The 20,025-nt window shown below is 69.1% G+C and carries 19 protein-coding genes and 1 pseudogene; 10 read left to right on the top strand and 10 right to left on the bottom strand.

The features are described from left to right. Positions 1 to 11: 11 nt before the first annotated feature. Complete coding sequence (locus GA0070561_RS23660; RefSeq protein WP_141710440.1) at positions 12 to 398, bottom strand: hypothetical protein; 387 nt, start codon at positions 396 to 398, stop codon at positions 12 to 14. Positions 399 to 584: 186 nt separating this feature from the next. Between GA0070561_RS23660 and GA0070561_RS23650 the strand changes: the two genes are divergently transcribed. Further along, positions 585 to 1,670: a hypothetical protein gene (locus tag GA0070561_RS23650; RefSeq protein WP_091405016.1), complete on the top strand. Its 1,086-nt coding sequence runs from the start codon at positions 585 to 587 to the stop codon at positions 1,668 to 1,670. A gap of 205 nt (positions 1,671 to 1,875) precedes the next feature. After that, positions 1,876 to 2,295 (top strand): barstar family protein, encoded by a 420-nt coding sequence (locus GA0070561_RS23645; RefSeq protein WP_091405013.1) that lies wholly within the window; start codon positions 1,876 to 1,878, stop codon positions 2,293 to 2,295. A gap of 180 nt (positions 2,296 to 2,475) precedes the next feature. Here the strand turns inward: GA0070561_RS23645 and GA0070561_RS23640 are convergent, their stop codons facing one another. The 8 genes and pseudogenes from GA0070561_RS23640 to GA0070561_RS33740 all read right to left on the bottom strand — a co-directional run bounded on the left by GA0070561_RS23640 (position 2,476) and on the right by GA0070561_RS33740 (position 10,838). Further along, positions 2,476 to 4,371: a CocE/NonD family hydrolase gene (locus GA0070561_RS23640; protein WP_091405012.1), complete on the bottom strand. Its 1,896-nt coding sequence runs from the start codon at positions 4,369 to 4,371 to the stop codon at positions 2,476 to 2,478. Between the two features lie 129 nt (positions 4,372 to 4,500). Next, positions 4,501 to 5,079 (bottom strand): TlpA family protein disulfide reductase, encoded by a 579-nt coding sequence (locus GA0070561_RS23635; RefSeq protein WP_091405009.1) that lies wholly within the window; start codon positions 5,077 to 5,079, stop codon positions 4,501 to 4,503. Beyond that, positions 5,076 to 5,510, bottom strand: a complete 435-nt coding sequence (locus GA0070561_RS23630) for a hypothetical protein (protein ID WP_091405006.1) — start codon at positions 5,508 to 5,510, stop codon at positions 5,076 to 5,078. Before GA0070561_RS23630 ends, GA0070561_RS23635 begins: the two co-directional genes overlap by 4 nt. An 85-nt stretch (positions 5,511 to 5,595) precedes the next feature. Next, complete coding sequence (locus GA0070561_RS23625) at positions 5,596 to 7,641, bottom strand: M6 family metalloprotease domain-containing protein (RefSeq protein WP_244166403.1); 2,046 nt, start codon at positions 7,639 to 7,641, stop codon at positions 5,596 to 5,598. Positions 7,642 to 7,819: 178 nt separating this feature from the next. Further along, positions 7,820 to 8,599 carry a dihydrodipicolinate synthase family protein gene (locus GA0070561_RS23620; RefSeq protein ID WP_091405002.1) on the bottom strand — a complete coding sequence of 260 codons (780 nt, stop codon included), beginning with the start codon at positions 8,597 to 8,599 and terminating at the stop codon, positions 7,820 to 7,822. After that, complete coding sequence (tnpB, locus tag GA0070561_RS23615) at positions 8,596 to 9,975, bottom strand: IS607 family element RNA-guided endonuclease TnpB (RefSeq protein WP_091405000.1); 1,380 nt, start codon at positions 9,973 to 9,975, stop codon at positions 8,596 to 8,598. The genes GA0070561_RS23620 and tnpB overlap by 4 nt, the downstream gene beginning before the upstream one ends. Then, positions 9,972 to 10,508 (bottom strand): annotated as a pseudogene (locus GA0070561_RS23610) (IS607 family transposase). Before GA0070561_RS23610 ends, tnpB begins: the two are co-directional and overlap by 4 nt. Before the next feature lie 153 nt (positions 10,509 to 10,661). Next, complete coding sequence (locus tag GA0070561_RS33740) at positions 10,662 to 10,838, bottom strand: hypothetical protein (protein WP_167362478.1); 177 nt, start codon at positions 10,836 to 10,838, stop codon at positions 10,662 to 10,664. A gap of 317 nt (positions 10,839 to 11,155) precedes the next feature. On the opposite strand from GA0070561_RS33740, the gene GA0070561_RS23605 reads away from it, so the two are divergent. After that, positions 11,156 to 12,385: a PucR family transcriptional regulator gene (locus GA0070561_RS23605; RefSeq protein ID WP_091404997.1), complete on the top strand. Its 1,230-nt coding sequence runs from the start codon at positions 11,156 to 11,158 to the stop codon at positions 12,383 to 12,385. A gap of 53 nt (positions 12,386 to 12,438) precedes the next feature. Here GA0070561_RS23605 and GA0070561_RS23600 read toward each other — a convergent pair whose 3' ends face one another. Next, positions 12,439 to 13,524, bottom strand: coding sequence for a branched-chain amino acid aminotransferase (locus GA0070561_RS23600; protein WP_091404994.1), 1,086 nt, complete (start codon positions 13,522 to 13,524; stop codon positions 12,439 to 12,441). Between the two features lie 82 nt (positions 13,525 to 13,606). Between GA0070561_RS23600 and acpS the strand changes: the two genes are divergently transcribed. From acpS to GA0070561_RS23565, 7 genes are all read left to right on the top strand, one after another. After that, a complete protein-coding gene (acpS, locus tag GA0070561_RS23595) occupies positions 13,607 to 14,122 on the top strand; it encodes a holo-ACP synthase (protein ID WP_208603844.1) in 516 nt (171 codons plus the stop codon). Positions 14,123 to 14,473: 351 nt separating this feature from the next. Next, positions 14,474 to 15,679, top strand: a complete 1,206-nt coding sequence (locus GA0070561_RS23590; RefSeq protein WP_208603843.1) for a DUF6421 family protein — start codon at positions 14,474 to 14,476, stop codon at positions 15,677 to 15,679. Continuing rightward, the gene (locus GA0070561_RS23585) at positions 15,672 to 16,793 is read left to right on the top strand and encodes a branched-chain amino acid aminotransferase (protein WP_091404991.1); all 1,122 of its coding nucleotides are present in this window, start codon (positions 15,672 to 15,674) and stop codon (positions 16,791 to 16,793) included. The genes GA0070561_RS23590 and GA0070561_RS23585 overlap by 8 nt, the downstream gene beginning before the upstream one ends. A 12-nt stretch (positions 16,794 to 16,805) precedes the next feature. Next, positions 16,806 to 17,381, top strand: coding sequence for a type 2 periplasmic-binding domain-containing protein (locus tag GA0070561_RS23580; RefSeq protein WP_091404989.1), 576 nt, complete (start codon positions 16,806 to 16,808; stop codon positions 17,379 to 17,381). Then, positions 17,375 to 18,598: an ATP-grasp domain-containing protein gene (locus GA0070561_RS23575; protein WP_091404986.1), complete on the top strand. Its 1,224-nt coding sequence runs from the start codon at positions 17,375 to 17,377 to the stop codon at positions 18,596 to 18,598. Before GA0070561_RS23580 ends, GA0070561_RS23575 begins: the two co-directional genes overlap by 7 nt. Then, a complete protein-coding gene (locus GA0070561_RS23570) occupies positions 18,595 to 19,689 on the top strand; it encodes an aminotransferase class IV (RefSeq protein ID WP_091404982.1) in 1,095 nt (364 codons plus the stop codon). The genes GA0070561_RS23575 and GA0070561_RS23570 overlap by 4 nt, the downstream gene beginning before the upstream one ends. A gap of 34 nt (positions 19,690 to 19,723) precedes the next feature. Then, positions 19,724 to 20,014 (top strand): 4Fe-4S dicluster domain-containing protein, encoded by a 291-nt coding sequence (locus tag GA0070561_RS23565; protein WP_091404979.1) that lies wholly within the window; start codon positions 19,724 to 19,726, stop codon positions 20,012 to 20,014. The last annotated feature ends 11 nt before the right edge of the window (positions 20,015 to 20,025 follow it).

Genomic DNA, 20,025 nt, shown 5'->3' with positions numbered 1-20,025 from the left:
CGGCCTACGGCTCACACCTTCCGGGGTGAAGCTGCCCCTCCGGTGCGCTCGGCCAACGTCCGGTCCAGCTCCAACCAGCCGAGGCGATGGGCGATCTCGGCGTAGACCGAGGCAGTGGCATCACGCAGTGCCTCAACCGGCAGGACGTACGAGTACGCACCCCTGACACCCGTCGGGGCGAACGCGTCGCGTTCCCGCAGTCCATCACACTCCGATTGCCACCGAGCCAGGCTCCCATCCACGGCAGCCATCGCCTCCAGGAGAAGCCGCTCGGCCATCTCGTCCCTGCCATACATTCCGGGACGACGAAGAACACCGTTCACCTGCGCCAGGTGATGTTGACGGGCCTTCCGAAGAAGGCGTTCGGACTCCACCTGGTGCTCATCGCCATCGATCATGGCACGCCAACTACCTTCGAGTTCTCCAGCGGCCACCTCTCCCAGGCGCCGATGTCGAGGCACTGCTCAGAAGTTCGGTCACGGGTAGCGGACAGCCGACACCAGAGCACGAGGTAGCCGACTGTGACCATCGGATCACTGCGCGCACACTCCTCTCCGACATGTTCGCGTCGACTGGAGGAACAGATGCGTCTCCGATCGTTCGTCACCACGGCACTGGCCGCCGTCCTGGCCGCCGGCGCGCTCGCGCCGCCGGCGCCGGCCGCGGCGGCCACCGCCGACCGCTGGGGCTTCGCGTACGTCAAGGACCCCACAGTGCCGGCCTGGACCGTGCTGGACACCAGCCGGCAGTGGGGTAGCTGGAAGACCGCGTTCCCGGCCGCCTGGGCCGACGGCATCAAGCTCGCGCCCGGCCGGTTCCAGGTCCGCTTCCCGCAGATAGGTGCCAGCTCACGGGGTGTGCCGCACGTGACCCCGGTGAACCGGACCGGTCACTACTGCGAGGTGGTCCGGTGGTTCCAGTCCGGCGCCGACGAGATCGTCGACGTGCAGTGCCACAAGCCGGGCGGCACCCGCGATGACACTCCGTTCACAGTGCTCTGGACGACCAGCTCGGGGGTGCTGCCGGCCGGCACCGCCCACGCGTACGCGCAGTGGAGCAGCGGCCTGGTGGCGCAGTCGTACAACTCCACGGGCGTGGTGAACACGGTCGGGCCGCTGGGCGTCGGGCAGTACCTGGTGCGGCTGCCCGGGGTGGGATTGGCCGGGCTGCTCGCGGGCAACGTGCAGGTCACCGCCGTGCAGCCGAACGCCGGTCCCCGCCGCTGCAAGGTCAACTCCTGGAGCGCGGTCGGCACCGGTGTCCAGGTGTACGTCTTCTGCTACGACCAGGCAGGCGCGTTCGTCAACACCGACTTCGTCCTCTCGTACCACCGTCGGCGGCCGGTGATCGGCTCCCTCGGCCCGCCCTCGCACTTCGGTTACCTGGGTACCGCCGTCGGCGGGCCGACCAACGACAACTCGGTGCTCGGTGTCGGTGCGAACACGGTGGCGGCGCTGGCGCCCGCCGGCCGCTACCTGGCGACCTTCCCGCAGGTCGGCCTCAAGGAGACGCACGCCCAGGTGGTGGCGCAGGGCACCGGCAGCAACTACTGCCACCTCACCCAACCCTGGACGTACACCACAAACGCCGACGTCGACGTCATCTGCTTCGACAACGCCGCCGTCGTCACCCCGCACCGCTTCCTGGCCACCTTCACCTCACGGCTCTGACGCCGCGCCGCGCCGGCGGTGGCGGTTTCCGTCGCTGCCGGCGCGGTAATGGGCCAGCGCTCAAGGTAGATCCGCAAGGGCCGCTGGGGCCGGGCATCAGCGCGGCCACGATCACCACGCCAGCGTACGGGGTTTCCCAGCGAGCGGCGCCGCGCACCACGGGCGGCAAATCCGGATGCCCATGGATCGCGCCCATACTTGCACCGTGACCAACCAGAGCGATGCCCGTCCCGTCCTGGTCATCGACGGCACCTCGTTCGGCGACTTCGCTGGCTTCGTACGCGAGTTCTCGCGGCTGCTGTATCCCGGCGCCTGGAACGGAAGCCTCGACGCCTTCAACGACATCCTGCGCGGCGGCTTCGGCACCCCGGAGACCAGTTGGGTACTCAGGTGGGTCAACTCCGGCATGTCCCGGGAGACGCTCGGTCATGACGCGACGGTCCGCTGGCTGGAGCAGATCCTCCTCACCTGCCACCCGTCGAATCGTGCGAGCATCGAGGTCAGGATCAGCAACGCGCAGCGTGGCCGAGGTCAGACGCTGTTCGACATGATCGTCGAGATCATCCGCGACCACGGCCCGGGCGGCAGCGAATCCGAGGACGGCATCATCCTCGAGCTCCACTGACCGTGTGGATGGACGTGTCGAACCGCTGACCATCGCCGCGCGAGGCCCGAGCGGCATCCCCGGCGAAGTTCGTCGGGTGTCGGCAGCGGGACGGCCCGGCGATCGTCGGCCCTCCGCGGAGGGTTGATCGCCGGGCCGTCCCGGTGACGAGCCGCGCGTGGCGGCCCGCCGGTCAGCCGGTCAGAGGCCTGCGGCGTGCGCGGCGGCGGTACCGCCGACCACGGGTAGGACGATGTTGCTGCTCTTCAGCGCGACCTGCAGATTCGCGGCGGTGGTGTCCGCCTGGCTGGAGTACTGCGGGTAGCTGGCCACGATGATCACGCCGATCCGGTGGCCGGGCTTGAAGACATAGTCCTCCGGCAGCAGCGGGAAGCTGAAGTTGTACGACTCCCCCTGCACCAGCGGCACGGCAACACGGATCGACTGCCGGTTCTGGGCGTCCATGATGCCCTTGGTGACCAGCTCGTAGTCGGCCGTGGCCGCCCGCTTCGTGGTCTGCTTGTAGCAGCCGTCGTCCGTCGGGCTGCTCTGGCCCCAGCAGTCCTCAGTGGTCAGGGTGATGATCCCCTCGCCGGAGGCCCGGTGCGCCACCCGCTCGTCGGTGCCGTAGTCGACCAGGATCGCCCCGAGGTTGGTGTCGGTCTGGTCGGCGGAGGCCCGTAGTTGCACTGTGGGTGTGCCGGAGATGTGCAGCGGCGCGGAGAGCGGCGCGGAGAGGAAGGCCAGCCGGTTGGGCTGCACCACGTCCGGGTTGAGGATCATGGTGTTCTGGCTCTGCGTGCGGCTGTCCTGGAACGCGCCGGTCGCCGGCTTCGCGGTGGGCACCAGCCCGAGACCGCCCGCGCCGGTGGTGCCGGGCTGCAGGAACACCTCGGTGTCCGCCTTGCCGGGGATCGGCCAGTCGGCGTGGGTCTCCCACACGTCGGCGGACCGCTCCAGGTCGACCCGCGGCTCGTCCATGATGCCGTTGGCGACGTTCTGCAGCCAGAAGTCGAACCACCGGTGCAGCGTCGACACCCACACCGCGCGGCGCGAGTCGAACGGGTCGACGTGACCCTCCTGCGACAGCCACAGCTTGCGCGGCACGTTGTTCTCCGCCAGGGCGTACCAGAACTTGCTGAAGTGGTCCGGTCGGACGTTGTCGTCGTTGAGGCCGTGGTAGAGCAGCACGCTGGCGGTGACGTTGGGGACCTTCTTGACGTAGCTGCGCTCGTTCCAGAAGGCCGTGTAGTCGCCGTGCTCGTCGCCGTCGGCGGCGCCTATCGCGTCGCGCACCGGCTTGCAGTACTCCCGGCGCTCGGGGTTGGTGACGGTGTTGGCCAGCGACGACACGTAGCTGTTGCCACGGGTGACCACGCCGTTGCTGCGCACGTAGTCGTAGTACTCGGTCGGTCCGCTGATGGGCACGACAGTGGTCAGGCCCTTCACGCCGGTCACCGCCGTGGCCATGGCCAGCGAGCCGTCGTACGACTTGCCGATCATCCCCGTCTTGCCGTTGTGCCAGTCCGCCTTGACGACCTCACCGGCGGCGTTGCGGGCCGTTGCCCGGCCGTTGAGCCAGTTGATGGCCTGCTTGGCGCTCAGGTTGTCCTGGTTGGCGTTTGTGGTCGGACAGCCGGTGGAGTTGTTGGTGCCGACCATGTCCAGCAGGATGACCGCGTAGCCGCGCGGCACGAAGTAGTTGTCGTAGAACAGCGGCCACTTGTCGAGCAGCCCGTCGCCGTCGAGGTCCGCCTTGCATTCGGACTCGTTGCCTCGGCAGACCGTCGAATAGTAGGGGCTGGCGTCCATCACCACGGGGGCCTTGAGCCCCTGCGCGGTGGCCGCCGGCCGCATCAGGTCGAACGCGATGATGTCGCGCAGACCGTCGTTGTCGCTGTCGAAGGTGGAGTCGATGAACAGTCGTTCCCTGATGGCGTCGGCGTAGCCGAACACCGGCTGGGTGACGCCGTCCTGGACGACGATCGACGGCGGGCCGTCCGCAGCCAGCGCCTGCGGCGCCGCGCCGAGGGCGGCGAGCACAGTCGCGGACAGTACGGCCACGCCTGTGCGCCAGCGCGTTCCCACTGTAGGCATGCAGTCTCCTTGATGTGTCCGAGGCTGCGTACGCTACGAGCCGGTGGCCAGTGCCACCACCTGCACGTGTAGGAACTTCACCGGTTGTGGTTCGACGCGGGCCGCACCAGAGGTGCCTGTGCGACGGGACTACGGCTTGTCGGCCAGCACCAGCTCCCGCAGCCGCTGGTCGAGTGTCGGGGCGTCCAGCCCACCCGGCCAGCCGCGGAGCAGGGCGCCACCCTTGGCCACCAGCACGACGGCCGGCGGCTCCCGCACCGCGTACGAACGCCAGATCGTCTGCTGGTCGTCCAGGACGACCGGGTACTCCACCCGGTGAGCGCGGAGGTAGTCCTGGACCTCGTCGGCCTGGTCCGCGCCGGCCACGCCGACGAAGACCACCCGGTCCCGATAGCTGCGCGCAAGCTCACTGAGCGCGGCCTGGCTGCTGGCGCAGGTGGTGCACCAGGAGCTGAAGAAGGTCAGCACGACGGGACGCTGCGCCCACAGCTCGGCGGCGGCGAACGGTGTGCCGTCGGTCAGCGCGCCGGTGAACGCCGGGGCGGCCGGGGCGCTGCCGGGCGCCGGGCGCAGCGCCAGGTCGGCGGGGACCGGCCCGGGCAGCGCCGCCGCCCCTCCGGCGGGCGCCGGCGCGGGCTCGGGCTCGGGCGTGCTGCATCCGCCCAGCAGCGCCGCCGCCAGCAACAACGGCAGGAGTGCCCGCCTCATGACGGGACCACCGCCACCAGCGCCGGGCCTTCGCTGCTGTCCGGCGTCAGGTCGAGCGCCGGGCGGCCGTCCACCTCCAGCCGATAGGAGGCCCGTTGCGGCACGCGCACTCCGACGGCGAACTCGCAGTAGGTGGGCAGGCGCTCGACCCCCAGATCCTCGGCGAAGGCAGCCACCGCGGTCCCCGCCGGCAGCTGCCCGCTGGCCAGCGCCGCTCCGTCCGGGTCCAGCACGCGGAACGGCGCCCGGTTGTGGAAGTGCTGGTACGGACCGGTGCCGGCGCAGTCCACGCCCGCGGCCCGGATGTTGATGTCGCGAACCAGGACCCGGACGGTCGTCGGATCGACCGCCTCCTGGGCGGCGCCGACGGTGCCACAGCCGGTCGCTCCGGCCAGCAGCAGGGGCAGCAGAGTCGTGATGCTTCGCCGCACGTCATCCTCCTTCCGTCCGCCTGCCGGGTCCGTGGCGGCCTTCCGCCGCGGACCCGGCAGGAACGGGGTCAACCTCGGGCGTCGGTCAGGACTTCTCGACCCGGCACTGCTTGGTCACCGTCTTCGTCGGGTCGCTCTCCGAGGTCGCGGTGAGCTTCACGAAACCGGTGTTCGCGGCGGCGGCGGTGGCACCCACCGACACCTTGACCGTGGTGGCCTTGCCGAACTGCGCGGTGGCGAGCTGGTTGGGCAGCCAGGTCCGCCATCCCTTGCCGGCCACCTCCGCCGACAGGCGGTAGACGTCCGACTTCAGGTACGCGCTGACGTCCTCCGGGTGCTGCTGCCCGCCGGCCGAGTAGGAACCGGTGTTGGTCAGCTCGAACGAGCAGGTCACCCCGCGGTTGGTCGGCTTGCCGCCGCCGTTCACCTCGCCCTTGCCCAGCAGCACGCCGTGCGTGCTCGGCCCGCCGGCGCCGTCCAGCGAACGCACCGCCACGGTGTAGGAGAGCGAGCCGGCCGAGTCCCGCTTGAGGTCGATGATGTAGAAGTGCAGCCGGTTGGCCTCGTCGACGTACTCGTACTGGCTGCCGGTGTCCGCGCCGGCGTGGAACAGCGCGTCGGAGAGCTGCCGGTAGTCACCCATGGTGATCTTCTGCGGGGTGCCGTCCGGGCGGTAGAAGTCGATCATGTCGATGTCCTGCGGGTTGGCGTCCACCACCCACTGGAACGGCGCGCTGTCGGCGTTCTTCGTCTTGCTGACCAGCACGCCGCTGTCCGGGGTGAAGGAGTCCGCGCCCATCCGGTCGACGACCTCGACCGTGTAGTTGTTGAAGTTGCCACCGTCGCACAACGGGTCGGTGGTGACACCACACGTCGGCGACAGGTCCTTGTTCAGCGCGATGTTGACGCCGCTCAGGCCCTTCTGGCCGGCGTCGACCGCCCGCGCCGTGACCTGCGCGACCACCAGGCCCGAGGAGGCCAGCGACTCCCGCGACAGCCGCAGCACGTGCTCCTCACCGAGCAGGCCGATCTTGAGCTTGTCCCGCACGGTGTGCAGCGAGCCCATCGAGCCGCCGTTGGTCGGCGGGATCTGCCAGCGGGTGTGCGGACCACCCGGGCCGTTGAACGACCCGCGCGACATCATGCTCCAGATCCCGGTGTACGCCCTGCGCAGCGGCTCGCCGTACGGGTTGTTGTAGTTGTCGCCGATGCCCAGCAGATGGGTCAACTCGTGGGCGTAGACGCCCATGCCGGAGCTCTCCCCCTGCGTCGAGGAACCGCCGCCGGCGTTCGGCCACAGTGTCGCCGCCGCCTTCCACGAGGTCCAGTCCACGTAGCGGGTCTTCGCCCAGTTCGGCAGGCTGGGGTCCGGCGGGCCCCAGGCGTCCGGCACGTCCTCCTTGTTCTGGAAGATCATCTGCCCGAACTCCTGCCAGGTCGACGACTCGTCCTGGCCGGCGCTGAGGATGAACACCAGCTCGTACTGGTTGGCGACCTCCTCGCCGACGGCGGCCCGCCAGGCGCCCAGGCCGTCGGTGCGGATGTTCTTGCCGCACACGTCCCCGCTCGGGCAGGCGCCCGGGTTGAACCCGTTGTCCAGCCCGTACTGGTAGGACTTGGCCGGCATCTGGTACGGACCGAACCCGGTGAGGTCGACGCCGTAGCGGCCGTTGGAGTCCTGCATCCAGTACTCGTGCAGGGTGTGACCCTTGTTGAGGGTGTTCGGCGTGTTCAGGAAGTCCTGGTAGAACTTCGGCACGTCCGCCCGGGGAATGTTGGTCGCGACGGACTGGGGGTTGCCGAAGACCGTCGAGCGGGCCCGCTGGGAGACCGCGAACGTCTCGTCAGGATAGTCGAGCGCCACCAGGGCGATCTTGAAGTTGCGGACCGAGCCGGACACGCTCGGGTCGGCCCAGTTCTTGCCGGGCACGGCCTTGTAGTCGTTCCAGGTCATCGTGTCCGGGTTCTGCCAGGCCTGCGGATCGAGGACCTGGAACGGCGCGGTGCCGCCGGCCGGGTTGGCCGGGGCCGCGGCGGCCTGCGCCGCACCGGTCGCCACGAGCGTGGTCACCACGGCTGCGGCCAGCACGGCCCGCCTCAGCCGGGTGCGGTGGGGGGAAGCACGGTGCACGGAACCACCTCTCGTCGGAGGGAACGCGGCGCTGGCGTCCCGGTGGGTGTGCCGCGGAACATCTGTCAGCAGACCGCGCAGCGAATCTAGGAGTACGGGCCGGTGCCGGTCACTGTGCAGATGTCGGCAGGTGGGCCGGCGACTTCCGACACCTGAATGACCGGCGCCCACCGGCGGATCAGCCAGGGCCGGCCCCGGAAGCCGGATCGGCCGTTGCCCCGAGGGCCCGCAGCACGTCCCGGCGCACCAGGTCGGCGGCAGTCCCGGACAGGGGTCCGCGCGGCGGGCGGCACCGCCCACCGAACCGTCCGGCGCACTCCATGGCGAGCTTGACGGCCTGCACGGCTTCCGGCCGGGAGGCCCAGCCGAGGATCGGGTGCAGCTCGGCGTAGAGCGGCAGCGCCCGGCCCAGGTCGCGGGCGACGCACAGCTCGTACAGGCGCACGGCCTGGCGGGGCAGCGCGTTGGGCAGGGTGGCGACCCATCCGGTGGCGCCGCACAGCACCAGTTCGAGCACCACGTCGTCCGCGCCGACCAGCACGTCGACGTGCGGGCAGAGGTCGCGCAGGCGGTGCAACCTGCGTACGTCGCCGGTGACCTCCTTGACCGCGACGATCCCGTCGATCTCGGCGACGGTCGCCAGCAGGTCCGGCGTGAGGTCCAACCGGGAGTCGTACGGGTCGTTGTGGGCGACCACCGGCAGGCCGACCGCCGCCACCTCCCGGTAGTGGGCGACCACGTCGGCGGCGCGGGCGGCGGGCCCGTCGGGTGGCCGCGCGAGCACGCCGTGCGCGCCGGCCTCGGCGGCCTGCTCCGCCCACCGGCGGGCCTGCCTGCTGCCGTAGCCACCGACGCCGGGCACCACCGCGCAGCCGGACGGCGCGGCCTGCAATGTCGCCCTCACCACGGCGGGCCAGCTCGTCGTCGAAGAGAGCCCGGTACTCCCGTTACTTCTCAGTGTGCTCTAGCAGGCACACGATCAGCAGTCTCGCCTTGCGGTGGGACGGTCCCGGTCTTTTCCGCGGGTGCGGTGCCGGGTTGACGTTTCACAGCCACCGGCCCGCCGAGGCGGGTCTTATGGTCGGCTCCACGTCCAGCCACCGGGCCACTCCCGGCGGTATCGCAGTGGGCCGCGAGAGCGGCCAGGTTACGTGCGGCGTTCAGATCCCGGTCCAGGATGAGGCCGCAGGAGGTGCAGGTGTAGGTCCGCTCGGACAGGACGAGTTTGGTTTTCGCCACGCCGCAACCCGAGCAGGTCTTACTAGAGGGATACCAGCGGTCAGCTATGGCCAACCGACCGCCGTTCCATATGGTCTTATACGCCAGTTGGCGGCGCAGTTCGGCGAACCCGGCGTCGGAGATGTGCCGAGCCAACCGCCGGTTACGCAGCATCCCGGCCACGTGCAGGTCTTCTATTACGACTGTGCCGTACTCGCGGGCGAGGCCGGTGGTTAGCTTGTGCAGACTGTCGCGGCGCAGGTTCGCCACCCGCGCATGTGCCCGCCCGAGCCGGGCTTGAGCAAGCTGCCACCGCCTGGACGGCCGCTGCCCGGACAGCCGGTCGGGGCCGACCTTGCGCGACAGGCTCCGTCCGAGAACACGTAGCGTGCGTTGCGCGTTGTTGAGGTGGCGTGGGTTGGGTACGAACTCACCCGTCGACAACACCGCGAGGTGTTTCACACCCACGTCCACGCCGACCACCGCGCCTGGGCGCGCCGGTGCCCGTTGCGCGCGTTCCACTTCGACGGTGAATGACACCTGCCACCGGCCGCCATCGCGGCGCACCGTGGCGGACATGATCCGCGCCGTGCCCGCGTCGAGGCGGCGGGCGAGTTTCCGCGCCGACTCGTGCAGCTTCATCCGACCCAACCTCGGCAACACGACGTGTGTACGGTCGGGTTCGACCCGGATGGCGCCGGTGGTGAACCGCACCGATGGGGTGGTGCGGCGGCGCGACTTGAACCGGGGGAACCCGACCGCACGGCCGGCGCGTTTGCCCGATCGGGAATCGGCCCAGTTCTTCAAAGCTCGGGCCAGGGCATCGAGGCCGCTGTTGAACGCCTCTTTGGAACACTCACGCCACCACGGCGCAACCTCGTGCTTGGCCGTGTTCCACGTCTTACGCAACGCCGACAGTGACCACGGCATGGCTGGGGTAAGCAGGTCCTCTGCTATGCCGTAGGAACGTTCGGCGGCCCGCTGGTCCATCACCGCTTTCACCCGGGCCAGCGCCCAGTTGTGTGCGACTCGGGCGGCCCCCGCGTGCGCTAACAGCGTGCGTTCCTGCGTCGGAGTCAGGTCGAGAGCGAACCGATACGCCTGAACCGTCTTCACGCCGGACTGTCCCTTATGAGAGCCTCGATCACACGGCGGACACGGCTCACGCCAGCGCGCCGTCCGCACAGATGGGCCCGCAACGACGTCAGGATCCCCGTCACATCACGCACTAGGTTGCCGCCAACCTCGACCGGGTCAACCACCAACCGCCGGCGACCCTGCGCGGACAATACCCCTACGTACTCAGCACCGAACCGGGCGAACCGATCACGATGCTCGACCACAATCGTGGACACAAGCCGGGCCGCGCAACAGAGCGAAGAACCCTTACGGTGACCATTGAACGCCGAGCCGACCTCGGTCACCACCCGGTCTACGGGAGGTTTCTGCCCGGTGACCCAGACCATGACCCGGGCAACCTGCCGGTCGAGGTCCGTCTCCTGGTCGGCCGACGACACGCAGGCATACACCCCAACCTGGCCCTTGCCCGAAGCCAAGCCGATCAACGGCTCACCCACCATGCTCAGACGCCCAAGTCAGTAGGTGGGAACAGGCAGCGTCCCAGATTCGTAGCGTCTACGTGCGGTCACGTACGAGACTCCAGTTCCCGCCGCCTACTCCTTCAGGCTCACGCCACCACTATAGAAGGCGCGCTATTCAGAATGGGGTTATCCCCAGGGTCGACAAATTTCCAGTCCGGTTACCGTGCGTAGAACTTCGGGAAAGTCGGTGAGGCGTCCGCGTCAGCCGGTGTCAAGGACTTTCCAGTTGACCAGGTGCGCGACCGTTCGTTCGACCGCCGCGCGGGTGTTGTTGATCGCTCGGTTGCTGGCGCGTCGCACGTGGCCGGGTTCGGCGCCGCGGGGTTTGCGGGTGCCGGTGATCGATGGGGTGCCCAGGTAACCCAGGTCGGCGTGCATGCCGGTTCTCCCGCCGGGTTTGAGGTGGTTGGCCCACGCCCGTGCCCGGGCCTACCAGTTCCCACTCGGCAATCCCCTCCCCACCGCACCGCTCGTCATCCCACCCGCACCGTGCGCGGCGGCGCTGGTGCGGTCCGTACCGGAACCTTAGGAACGTCTGTCTCCCCGGTCTTCGGACAGATGCCGGAACCGTCGCGACACCGCCCGTCTTTTGTCGTGACTTCGACAGTGGACCTTGCGCGATGGCCCACCGGCACCGGAGGGTAAGGACTGGCGGTCGCGCGATCCCTGTCACGCAGGGCAACCATGGGAGTTAGATGCACGGTGAGCTCCAGCGAATCGTCGACGCCGTCGCCGCCCGGGTGGGCCGACCCGCCCTCATCGAGGACCGGCGACAGCGAGTGGTCGCCTACAGCGAGCACGACGGCCCGATGGACGACGTCCGCCGGACGTCGATCCTGCGCCGGCAGACGACGCCGGAGGTGATCGCCTGGTTCCGGGGCATGGGGGTGCTCACGGCGCACGCGCCGATCCGCACCCCCGCGTGCGCCGAGCTGGACCTGCTGGCGAGGGTCTGCGTGCCGATCCGGCACGACGACCTGCTGCTCGGGTTCGTCTGGTTCATCGACGCGGACGGTTCGATGACCGACGCCGACATCGCCACCGCGACCGGCCCCTTCACCGACCTGTCGCTGGCCCTGTACCGGGAGAACCTGCTCGGTGAACTCGCCTCACAGCGGGAGACCGAGGCCACCCGCACCCTGCTGGTGGAGAGCCGGCAGGCGCGCGAGCACGCGGCGCGAGCGCTGCTGGAGGAGGGCGTGGTGGTCGCCGACGGGTCGACAGTCGCGCTCGTCGCCCAGCTCGTGCCGGCCGCCGGACGGCAGCCCGACGAGGTGGCCCGGATCGCCCTGGAACAGGCCCTGGTCACCACCCGCCGGTGGATCGGCGTACGGGAGACGCTGCACCTGGTCTGGCACGACCACGGCGTGCTGCTGATCTGCGGCGACCGGATCGCCGGCCGGCCCTCACCGGAAGTCGCCGCCGGGCACCTCAACGAGGCGCTGGGCACCGCGACCCGGGGCCTGGCCTCGGTGGACCGGACGGTAACCGGGATCGGCCAGCCTCGCGCCGGGCTGTCCAGCGCGGTGGAGTCCTACCAGGAGGCCGCGCAGGCCGCCCGGGTCGGCACGCAACTGCCCGCGCTGGGCGGGGTGGTCTCCTGGGCCGGCCTCGGCATCTACCGGGTGCTGTCTCAACTGGACAGCCAGCACCTCGACGTCGCGGGTGTCCATCCCGGGCTGGAGCGGCTGCTGCGCGACGACGCCCACCAGGTGCTGCTGGAGACCCTGGAGGCCTACCTCGACCTGGCGGGCAACGCGCACGCGACGGCCGAGAAGCTCCGACTGCACCGGACGACGCTCTACTACCGGCTGCAACGGGTGGAGCAGCTCGCCGGGACCGACCTCAAGGACGGCAACGAACGGCTGTGCCTGCACCTGGCCATGAAGCTCGGTCGGCTCAGCGGCCATTACCGCACGCCGTGACGCGGCCGCCCGCCCTGGTGCCACCGCGGACAGCCGGTCCCGAGCGTTCCTCGTCATACGAGGCGGGTCATCCAGCCGTACGGGTCGGCGGCCCGACCGTACTGGATGTCGAGCAGGTGGCGGCGCAGCCGCATGGTCACCGAGTCCTCGGCGCCGGCCTTCGGGGCCGTCACCTCGCCACCCTCCCAGACCAGGCGCCCGACCGGCGTGACCACCGCGCCGGTGCCACACGCGAAGACCTCGGTGATCGCGCCGGAGGCCACGCCCTCCTGCCATTCCCGGATCTCCACCGGGCGCTCCTCCACCTCCAGGCCCAGATCCTTGGCAAGGATGAGGATCGACCCCCGGGTGACGCCCTCGAGGATCGTGCCGAGTTCCGGCGTGATGATCCGGCCGTCGGCCGTGATGAAGTAGAGGTTCATGCCACCGAGCTCCTCCACGTAGCGGCCCTCGGCGGCGTCCAGGAAACAGACCTGCTCACAGCCGTGCTCGGCGGCCTCGACCATCGGCGCCAGGCTGGAGGCGTAGTTGCCGCCGCACTTCGCCTCGCCCGTGCCGCCCCGCGCCGCCCGGGTGTACTCGGTGGAGAGCCAGATGGAGACCGGCTTGACGCCACCGGAGAAGTACGCCCCGACCGGGCAGGCGATCACCATGTAGGTGATCTCCTTCGCCGGGCGAACCCCCAGGAACGGCTCGGACGCGAACATGAACGGCCGCAGATAGACGCTGTATTCGTCCTCGTCCGGCACCCACACCTGATCGGCACGGACCAGTCCCTCGACCGAGGCCATGAAGTCCGGCACCGGCAGTTCGGGCAGTGCCAGCCGCCGGGCGGACCGGGCGAAGCGCTCGCCGTTGGCCTGCGGCCGGAACGACCAGATCGAGCCGTCACTGTGCCGGTACGCCTTCATCCCCTCAAAGATCTCCTGGGCGTAGTGCAGTACGGCCGCCGCCGGGTGCATGAGGATCGGACCGAAGGGGATGATCTCGGAGTCCTGCCAGCCGCCGTCCGGCCTCCAGACCGCCCGTGCCATGTGGTCGGTGAAGTACGTGCCGAACCCCGGATTCGCCATGATCTCGGCTCGCCGCTGCGCGCTCGCCGGGCTCGGATTCTGGTGCAACGGGAACGACAGGCTCATCGCCGGGTCCTCTCAATGGCCGCATCCCTGGGCGCTCAGGTCAGCGAGAACGAACACGCAGGGGAAGATTGTCGGATGACAGGTGCAGAATACCGACCGTATTGTCGCCGATCGTAGACAGACTGCGGCGACTCGGAGGGACGGTGCGGCCGTGAGTCGGGGTGACGAATGGATCGCCACGGCCGCCGACAGCGTCGCTCGCCAGGTGATGGGCCGGGTGGTCGTGTGTGCGGGCACCGACCTCGTCGACGTCGATGACATCCGGGCTCTGCTGGCCCGGCAGCCCCGGTTCGCCGATCGGCATTTCACCCCGGGAGAGCGCGCCTACTGCCTGCTTCAGCGCGACCCGGCGGAACGCTTCGCCGTCCGTTTCGCCGCCAAGGAGGCGGTGTTGAAGGCCCTCGGGACCGGCCTGACCGGGGTGGCCCTGCGGGAGATCGAGGTGGTCCGCCGCCACTCCGGTCAGCCGGCACTCGCCCTGGCCGGGCGTGCGGCGGCGCTCTCCGCGGCGGCCGGTGTCCATTCATGGATGATCACCCTGACGCATAGCCGACATTTGGCTTACGCCTTCGTCGCGGGCGTCGGCCAACCATCCTGAGCGGCGTCCCATTTATCCCGTCAATCCAAGTTGGACATACAGCTCATACCCTTTGATTGACGGGCCGATGCCGCATTATTGGCTTTTAGCGGAGCGGCGTCGGGGGTTCGACGCTGACCATGAGCAGATAATTGCAGCACAATCGGACAAAACAAGAAGCACGCAAGATCATCAATCGCACCTAGATACTGACGTCTATATCCCAAATAGCGAGAGCCGTTTGACGGAGCCGGAGCGGCACCGCAGGATTCCGATCAAGGGGTTCCTCGGGGGATGGGCTACTTTCGTGCATACTTCGAGGTGCATCAGGGGTGGGATGCCGAACGGCGTCGATGCTGCCGAGAGGATAATGTGGAGCCACGCACGCTCTCTCAGGTCCTGGAATTCGAGCGTCGTATTGTGCCGGTCGCCGGCCTGATCCGCGCGGCCCAGATCCGCGGCGACGGCGACCAGGCGACCGCGCAGCTCGACCGGCTCTGCCGCGACGTCGAGCAGCTCGACCCGCTGATGCCGGCGAGCCAGATCGAGGCCACCGTTCACGACTTGCGGGCCTGGTCAGAGGCCGGCTTCCTGGAGAAGCCGGCCTTCGACGCGACCCGTGACACCGTCCCCGCACCGGAGGACGGAGAGGTCGCCGCCTTCGTCGGACCGGTCACCCTCCCGAACGGCGACGGCTCCCGCGGCGCCTTCCTCGAGGCCTTCACCGTCGTTCGCCAGGACCCGGACTGCACCCCCGAACTGCAGTCCCGCTATCCGCACGACAAAGCGGTGTTCCAGTCGACCCGGCTCCTTTCCGCCTCTCCCGGATTGCGCGACGGCAACTGCGTCGTCTTCTTCCCGGAAAACATTCCGACAGCTACACCGACAGTCAATCAGTCGTTCGCGTGGTTCTTCTTCAACCGGCATACGGCAATCTACGCCCGTACGCTGGAAATCGTGGCTCGCCTCTGTGGCGCCGGCTCCCCGTTCGCGGACACGAAGGTGCTGGCATCCGCCGAGGTCGACCCGGAGGACGTCTATCAGGCTCGCTGCGTCTGGGGCTACCTGCACGACTACTACCACCACACTGGACCCCGCCCACTGGATCAGCACCTGGCACTGAAGACGAAATGGCGCCCCGGCCTCTCCGAGGAGCTGAAGGTCGACCTGAAATCGGCGATAGCCTGCTACGAGGAATCCGTGCCGTACGGCGATGTCATTTTCGAGTACATCATCCTGGAACGGCTCTTCCGTTACCCGGCCGAGCCGCGCCCGTTGCGCAACTTCGACTCCGGCACCGGCTTCGCCCTCGGCACGTGGCTTGCCGAGCACGGCCTGTTCACGATCGGCGACGACGGCCGGCGCCGGTTGGCCAGCAAGGCGGAGATCGTCGCGTCGGCCAAGGAACTCGTCCGGACGATCGAGGAATTCGAGGCGATCGCCGACGACGAGACCTATCGCGAGAAGATCACCGATTTCCTGTACGAGAGATTGCTCCTGGAGCCCGAAAACAAGACGGACAGGTACGGCGGCCCCCGGGCATCCCTGAGCCTCTGGGGCAGTGAGGTCCATGTCTGACCGAACCCTGACCATCACCGACCGTGCCGCTGCCCTTCACGATCCCGGTTTCTGCCGTTTCCACACCGACAACACCGTCGTCGTCCAATGGTCGGCCGACCACGGCTGGTCCGACCATTCCCTCGAGCCGTACGCCCCGATGACCATGGATCCCGGCACCCTGGTGCTGCACTATGGACAGAGCGTTTTCGAAGGCCTGAAGGCGTTCCGCCAGCCCGACGGCTCCGCCGCCCTGTTCCGCCCCGCTGACCATGCCCACAGGCTGGCCCGATCGGCACGACGGCTGGCGATGGCCGAGATGCCGGTCTCCCTGTTCCTGGACGCCTGCACCCACCTCGTCGCCGCCGACGACAGCTGGATCCCCGAGGAGCCCGGCCAGGGCCTCTATCTGCGCCCACTGATGATCGCTACCGAGTCCGCGCTCGGGCTCCGCGACTCCCGGCGCTACCGGTGCACCTTCCTGGCGTATCCGGCCGACCCGTGTTTCGGGCGGGCTTTCACACCGATCTCCGTGCTGACCTCCGCAGACACGGTACGCGCGGTACGCGGCGGCATGGGCGAGGCGAAGTGTTCCGGCAACTACGCCGCCAGCCTGCTGACCCGCAAACAGGCCAACGCGCGCGGGTACGACGAGGTGCTGTGGCTCGACGGCCTCGAGTTCCGCTGGGTCGAGGAGCTCAGCGGGATGAACGTGTTCTTCGTCTGGCGCGACGACGACGAGCGTCGCGGTGTGCGGCTGACCACCCCGCCGTGCCAGGGAACGATCATGCGGGGCGTGACCCGCGACTGCGTCATCGCCCTGGCCGGTGACCTCGGCATTCCGGTCACCGAGGAGCCGACCCCGATCGACGCCCTCATGGCCGGTGCCCGATCCGGACAGCTCGTCGAGATGTTCGCGTGCGGGACCGCCGCCGTGGTCGTCCCGGTCGGCCGGATCGGCGACGGCGACGACGACGACACGATGATCGGCGACGGACAGGAAGGCGCGGTGACCGCCCGGGTGCGGCACACGCTCATGGAGATCCAGCACGGCAACCGTCCAGACACCCATGGATGGCTGCGGAGCGTACGCAAAGACCTTGCCTCCGTTCACAGCTCGACCGACCGACAGTAAGGGAGATGGCGGATGCCTGACGCCACCGGCCGTTCCACAGCAGGTTCCGGCACAACCGCACTGCCGCACGTCACCACCATCCACACGCTCGGACCAACGGGAACGAACCTGGAGAAAGCCGCTCACCGCTGGTTCGCCGACCGACAGCGCCCGGGCCGGGTGATCCTGCACGCCGAGGTCGAGGATGGGCTCGACGCCATGACGTTCGACGGCACCGAGGCGATCCTCGCCTGCGCCGTCTACCCGCGCCTGCACGACCTGGTGTTCGGCAACCTGCATCGGCTCACGATGGCCGACAGCTTCATCCTGGACACGTACGACATGGTGCTCGCCGCACGTCCGGGACAGGAGTCCGTCAGCACCATCGTCACCCATCCCGCCCCCAGCTGCCTGGTCACGAATCGGGGCACGATCTCGTACGCGAGCAGCAACTCCGTGGCCGCTGCCGTCTGCGCCGCCGGGGACTACGACGCCTGCGTGACCACCGACCGGGCGGCGCGGGCCGAAGGGCTGCGGACGCTCGAGAACTTCGGTCCGGTGCCGATGGTGTTCACCCTGCACGTGGGGAAGGCCGGCGTCACGTGCTGATAATCGTCCAGCCGCTGTCGGCCGGGATCCAGCTGGCGAGCCGGCTGGTGGCCACCGGCGTCCCGTGCCTGATCCCGACGCAGTTCCCCGACCTGCTGCCGGCGGAGGTCCACTCCGGTGCGCGCGTCGTCGACTGGCATCCGGATGACGGCGTGCCCGCTCTGCTGGACCTCGTCGACCGGCTGGGGGTGACGCCGACCGGCGTCATCGCAGGCTTCGAGTACGCCGTCGGCGCGGCGGCCGAGCTGGCCCGCGCCCTCGGGTTGCCGGCGCTGAGCCAGGACACGGCCGAGGCCGTCCGGCAGAAGGACGTGATGCGGGAACGCTGCGTCAAGCATGGCATCGCCGTCCCGGCATCGATCACGGTCCCGGCCGACGAGGTGGGCGAATGCCCCTTCGCGTTCCCGGCGGTCGTCAAGCCGGCCGACTGGGGCGGAAGCCTGATGGTGCGCCTCGTCCGGGACGCCGACGAGTACCAGCGCGCCTGCGCGGAGATCCACCGGTACGGCGAGGTCAAGTTCCACCACGATCCGCGGCGGGTCGCCCTGGTCGAGGAGTACGTCGACGGCCCCGAGTTCTCCCTCGAAGGCTGGGTGGACACGGCCGGGCCGCACATCGTCAGCATCACCACGAAACTCCTCAGCGCGCCGCCGCAGTTCTTCGAGATGGGCCACGTCGCCACACCGCCGCAGCGCTCGCCGCACGGACGGCTGCTGCACGAGTTCGCCGCGCAGGTGGTCGCCGCCTTCGACATCACCGTCGGGCCGTTCCACATCGAGACCCGCATCGCCGCGGACGGTCACCCGGTGCTGATCGAGGTGGGCGCTCGGCTGGCCGGCGACTGCATTCCCGAACTGGTCATGGCGGGGCCCGGGGTGGACCTCTACCTGGCGGCGGCCGAGGCGGCTCGCGGCGGCCGTTACGTGGACCAGCCTGTTTCCTCGGTGAGCGCCGGGCTGGCCTTCGTCACCACCGATCGGCCGGGCGTCTTCGCCGGCAGCCTGTCCGGCATCGAGCCGTTCCTCGATGCCGACGAGTTCGTACGGATCGTCTTCGAGGCCGAGCGCGGCGCGGCGCTCGATCCCGACGACATCTTCCACAACCGGGTCGCCCAGGTCCATTTCGTCGGCGATCCAGGCCGGGTCGAGGACCTGGTCGGCGCCGTGCTCCGCGACGTGCGGGTTGATATATCCGACAAGGAAGGCAATCGATCGTGAGCAAGGACAACGATCTGGTCGTCGAGGCGACGACCACACCTCGCTCCAAGCCGGAGGCCGACGCGCCGACGCGCCCGGGCGGCGCCCTCACCGATCACGCGTACTCGATGCGGTGGAGCAAGCGGCGGTCCTGGCAGGGCATGACCATCGCCGACCGCGACGCACTGCCGTCGGTGCGGCCCACGTCCTCGGCGCTGAACTACGGGCAGGCGCTGTTCGACGACCTCGCGGCCTACCGGATGACCGACGGGTCCGTCGCGGTGTACCGCCCGGACAGCCACGTCAAGCGGTTCAACAACGGGGCCCGGCGGATGGCACTCCCGCAACTCGACTTCGACCGCGTCTGGCTGGCGATCCGCCGGCTCGTGGACCTGGACTCGGCGTGGATCCCGGCGGAGCCCGGGTCGGCGCTGCTGCTGCGCTCCGTCCTGGCCGGCAACGGCCCGACGCTCGAGGTCGCCCCGGCCGAGGAGTGCCTCTTCACGATCGTTGCGAGCCCGCTGGCGCGGCAGGCTCCGGCCGAGCTGCCGGTACGGGCAATGGTGGTGAACGACTACGTCCGCGCATGGCCGGGCGGCACTGGCGACATCAACGCCGTCGGGAACTACGGGCCGGGGCTGGTCCCACGGGAGATCGCCGCCAACTACGACTACCACCACGTGCTGTGGGTCGGCGGCGATCCGGAGCGCAGGGTCCAGCAGGTCGGCGCGATGAACGCGTTCTTCGTCATCGACGGCGTTCTGACCACGCCGTCCCTGGACGGCACCGTACGGCCGGGGATCACCCGCGACTCGATCATCAAGCTGGCGCGTGACGCGGGGACCACTGTCGACGAACGGCCGGTTCCGTTGACGGAGGTGTTGCAGGGCGTCGCCGACGGTCGGATCACCGAGTGCTTCGGCACCGGCACGGTCGAGGGCGTCGTCTCCATCAACGGCCTCGGCTACAACGGGGAGGAATACCGGCTGCCCGGCAGCGTCGCCGTGGCGTCGCACCTCCGAGAGGTGCTCGAGGGCATCCACCGCGGCGACGTGATCGACCGGTTCGGCTGGATGCGACGGCTCACCGAAGTTTCGACCGTCCACGCCTGACCACGGCGGCGCAACCCATCAGGAGATCCAGATCATGGCCTACGTCGTCACCGATGCTTGCATCGGCTGCAAGTACACCGACTGCGTGGACGTCTGCCCGGTCAATTGCTTCCACGAGGGCCCGGAGATGCTCTACATCAATCCGGAGGAGTGCATCGACTGCAACGCCTGCGTTGCCGAATGCCCGCCGGAGGCGATCTGGGCCGACGTCGAACTGCCCGAGGACAAGTTCGAGTGGATCCAGATCAACGGTGAGATGAGCCAGCAGTACCCGGTCATCTACCAGAGCGACGCCAATTCCGTCAGCAAGAAGTCCACCTCATAAGGGATGGGATC

It is taken from the genome of Micromonospora saelicesensis, from assembly GCF_900091575.1.
Classification (GTDB): domain Bacteria; phylum Actinomycetota; class Actinomycetes; order Mycobacteriales; family Micromonosporaceae; genus Micromonospora; species Micromonospora saelicesensis.
This window is presented reverse-complemented; position numbering and strand designations above follow the sequence as displayed.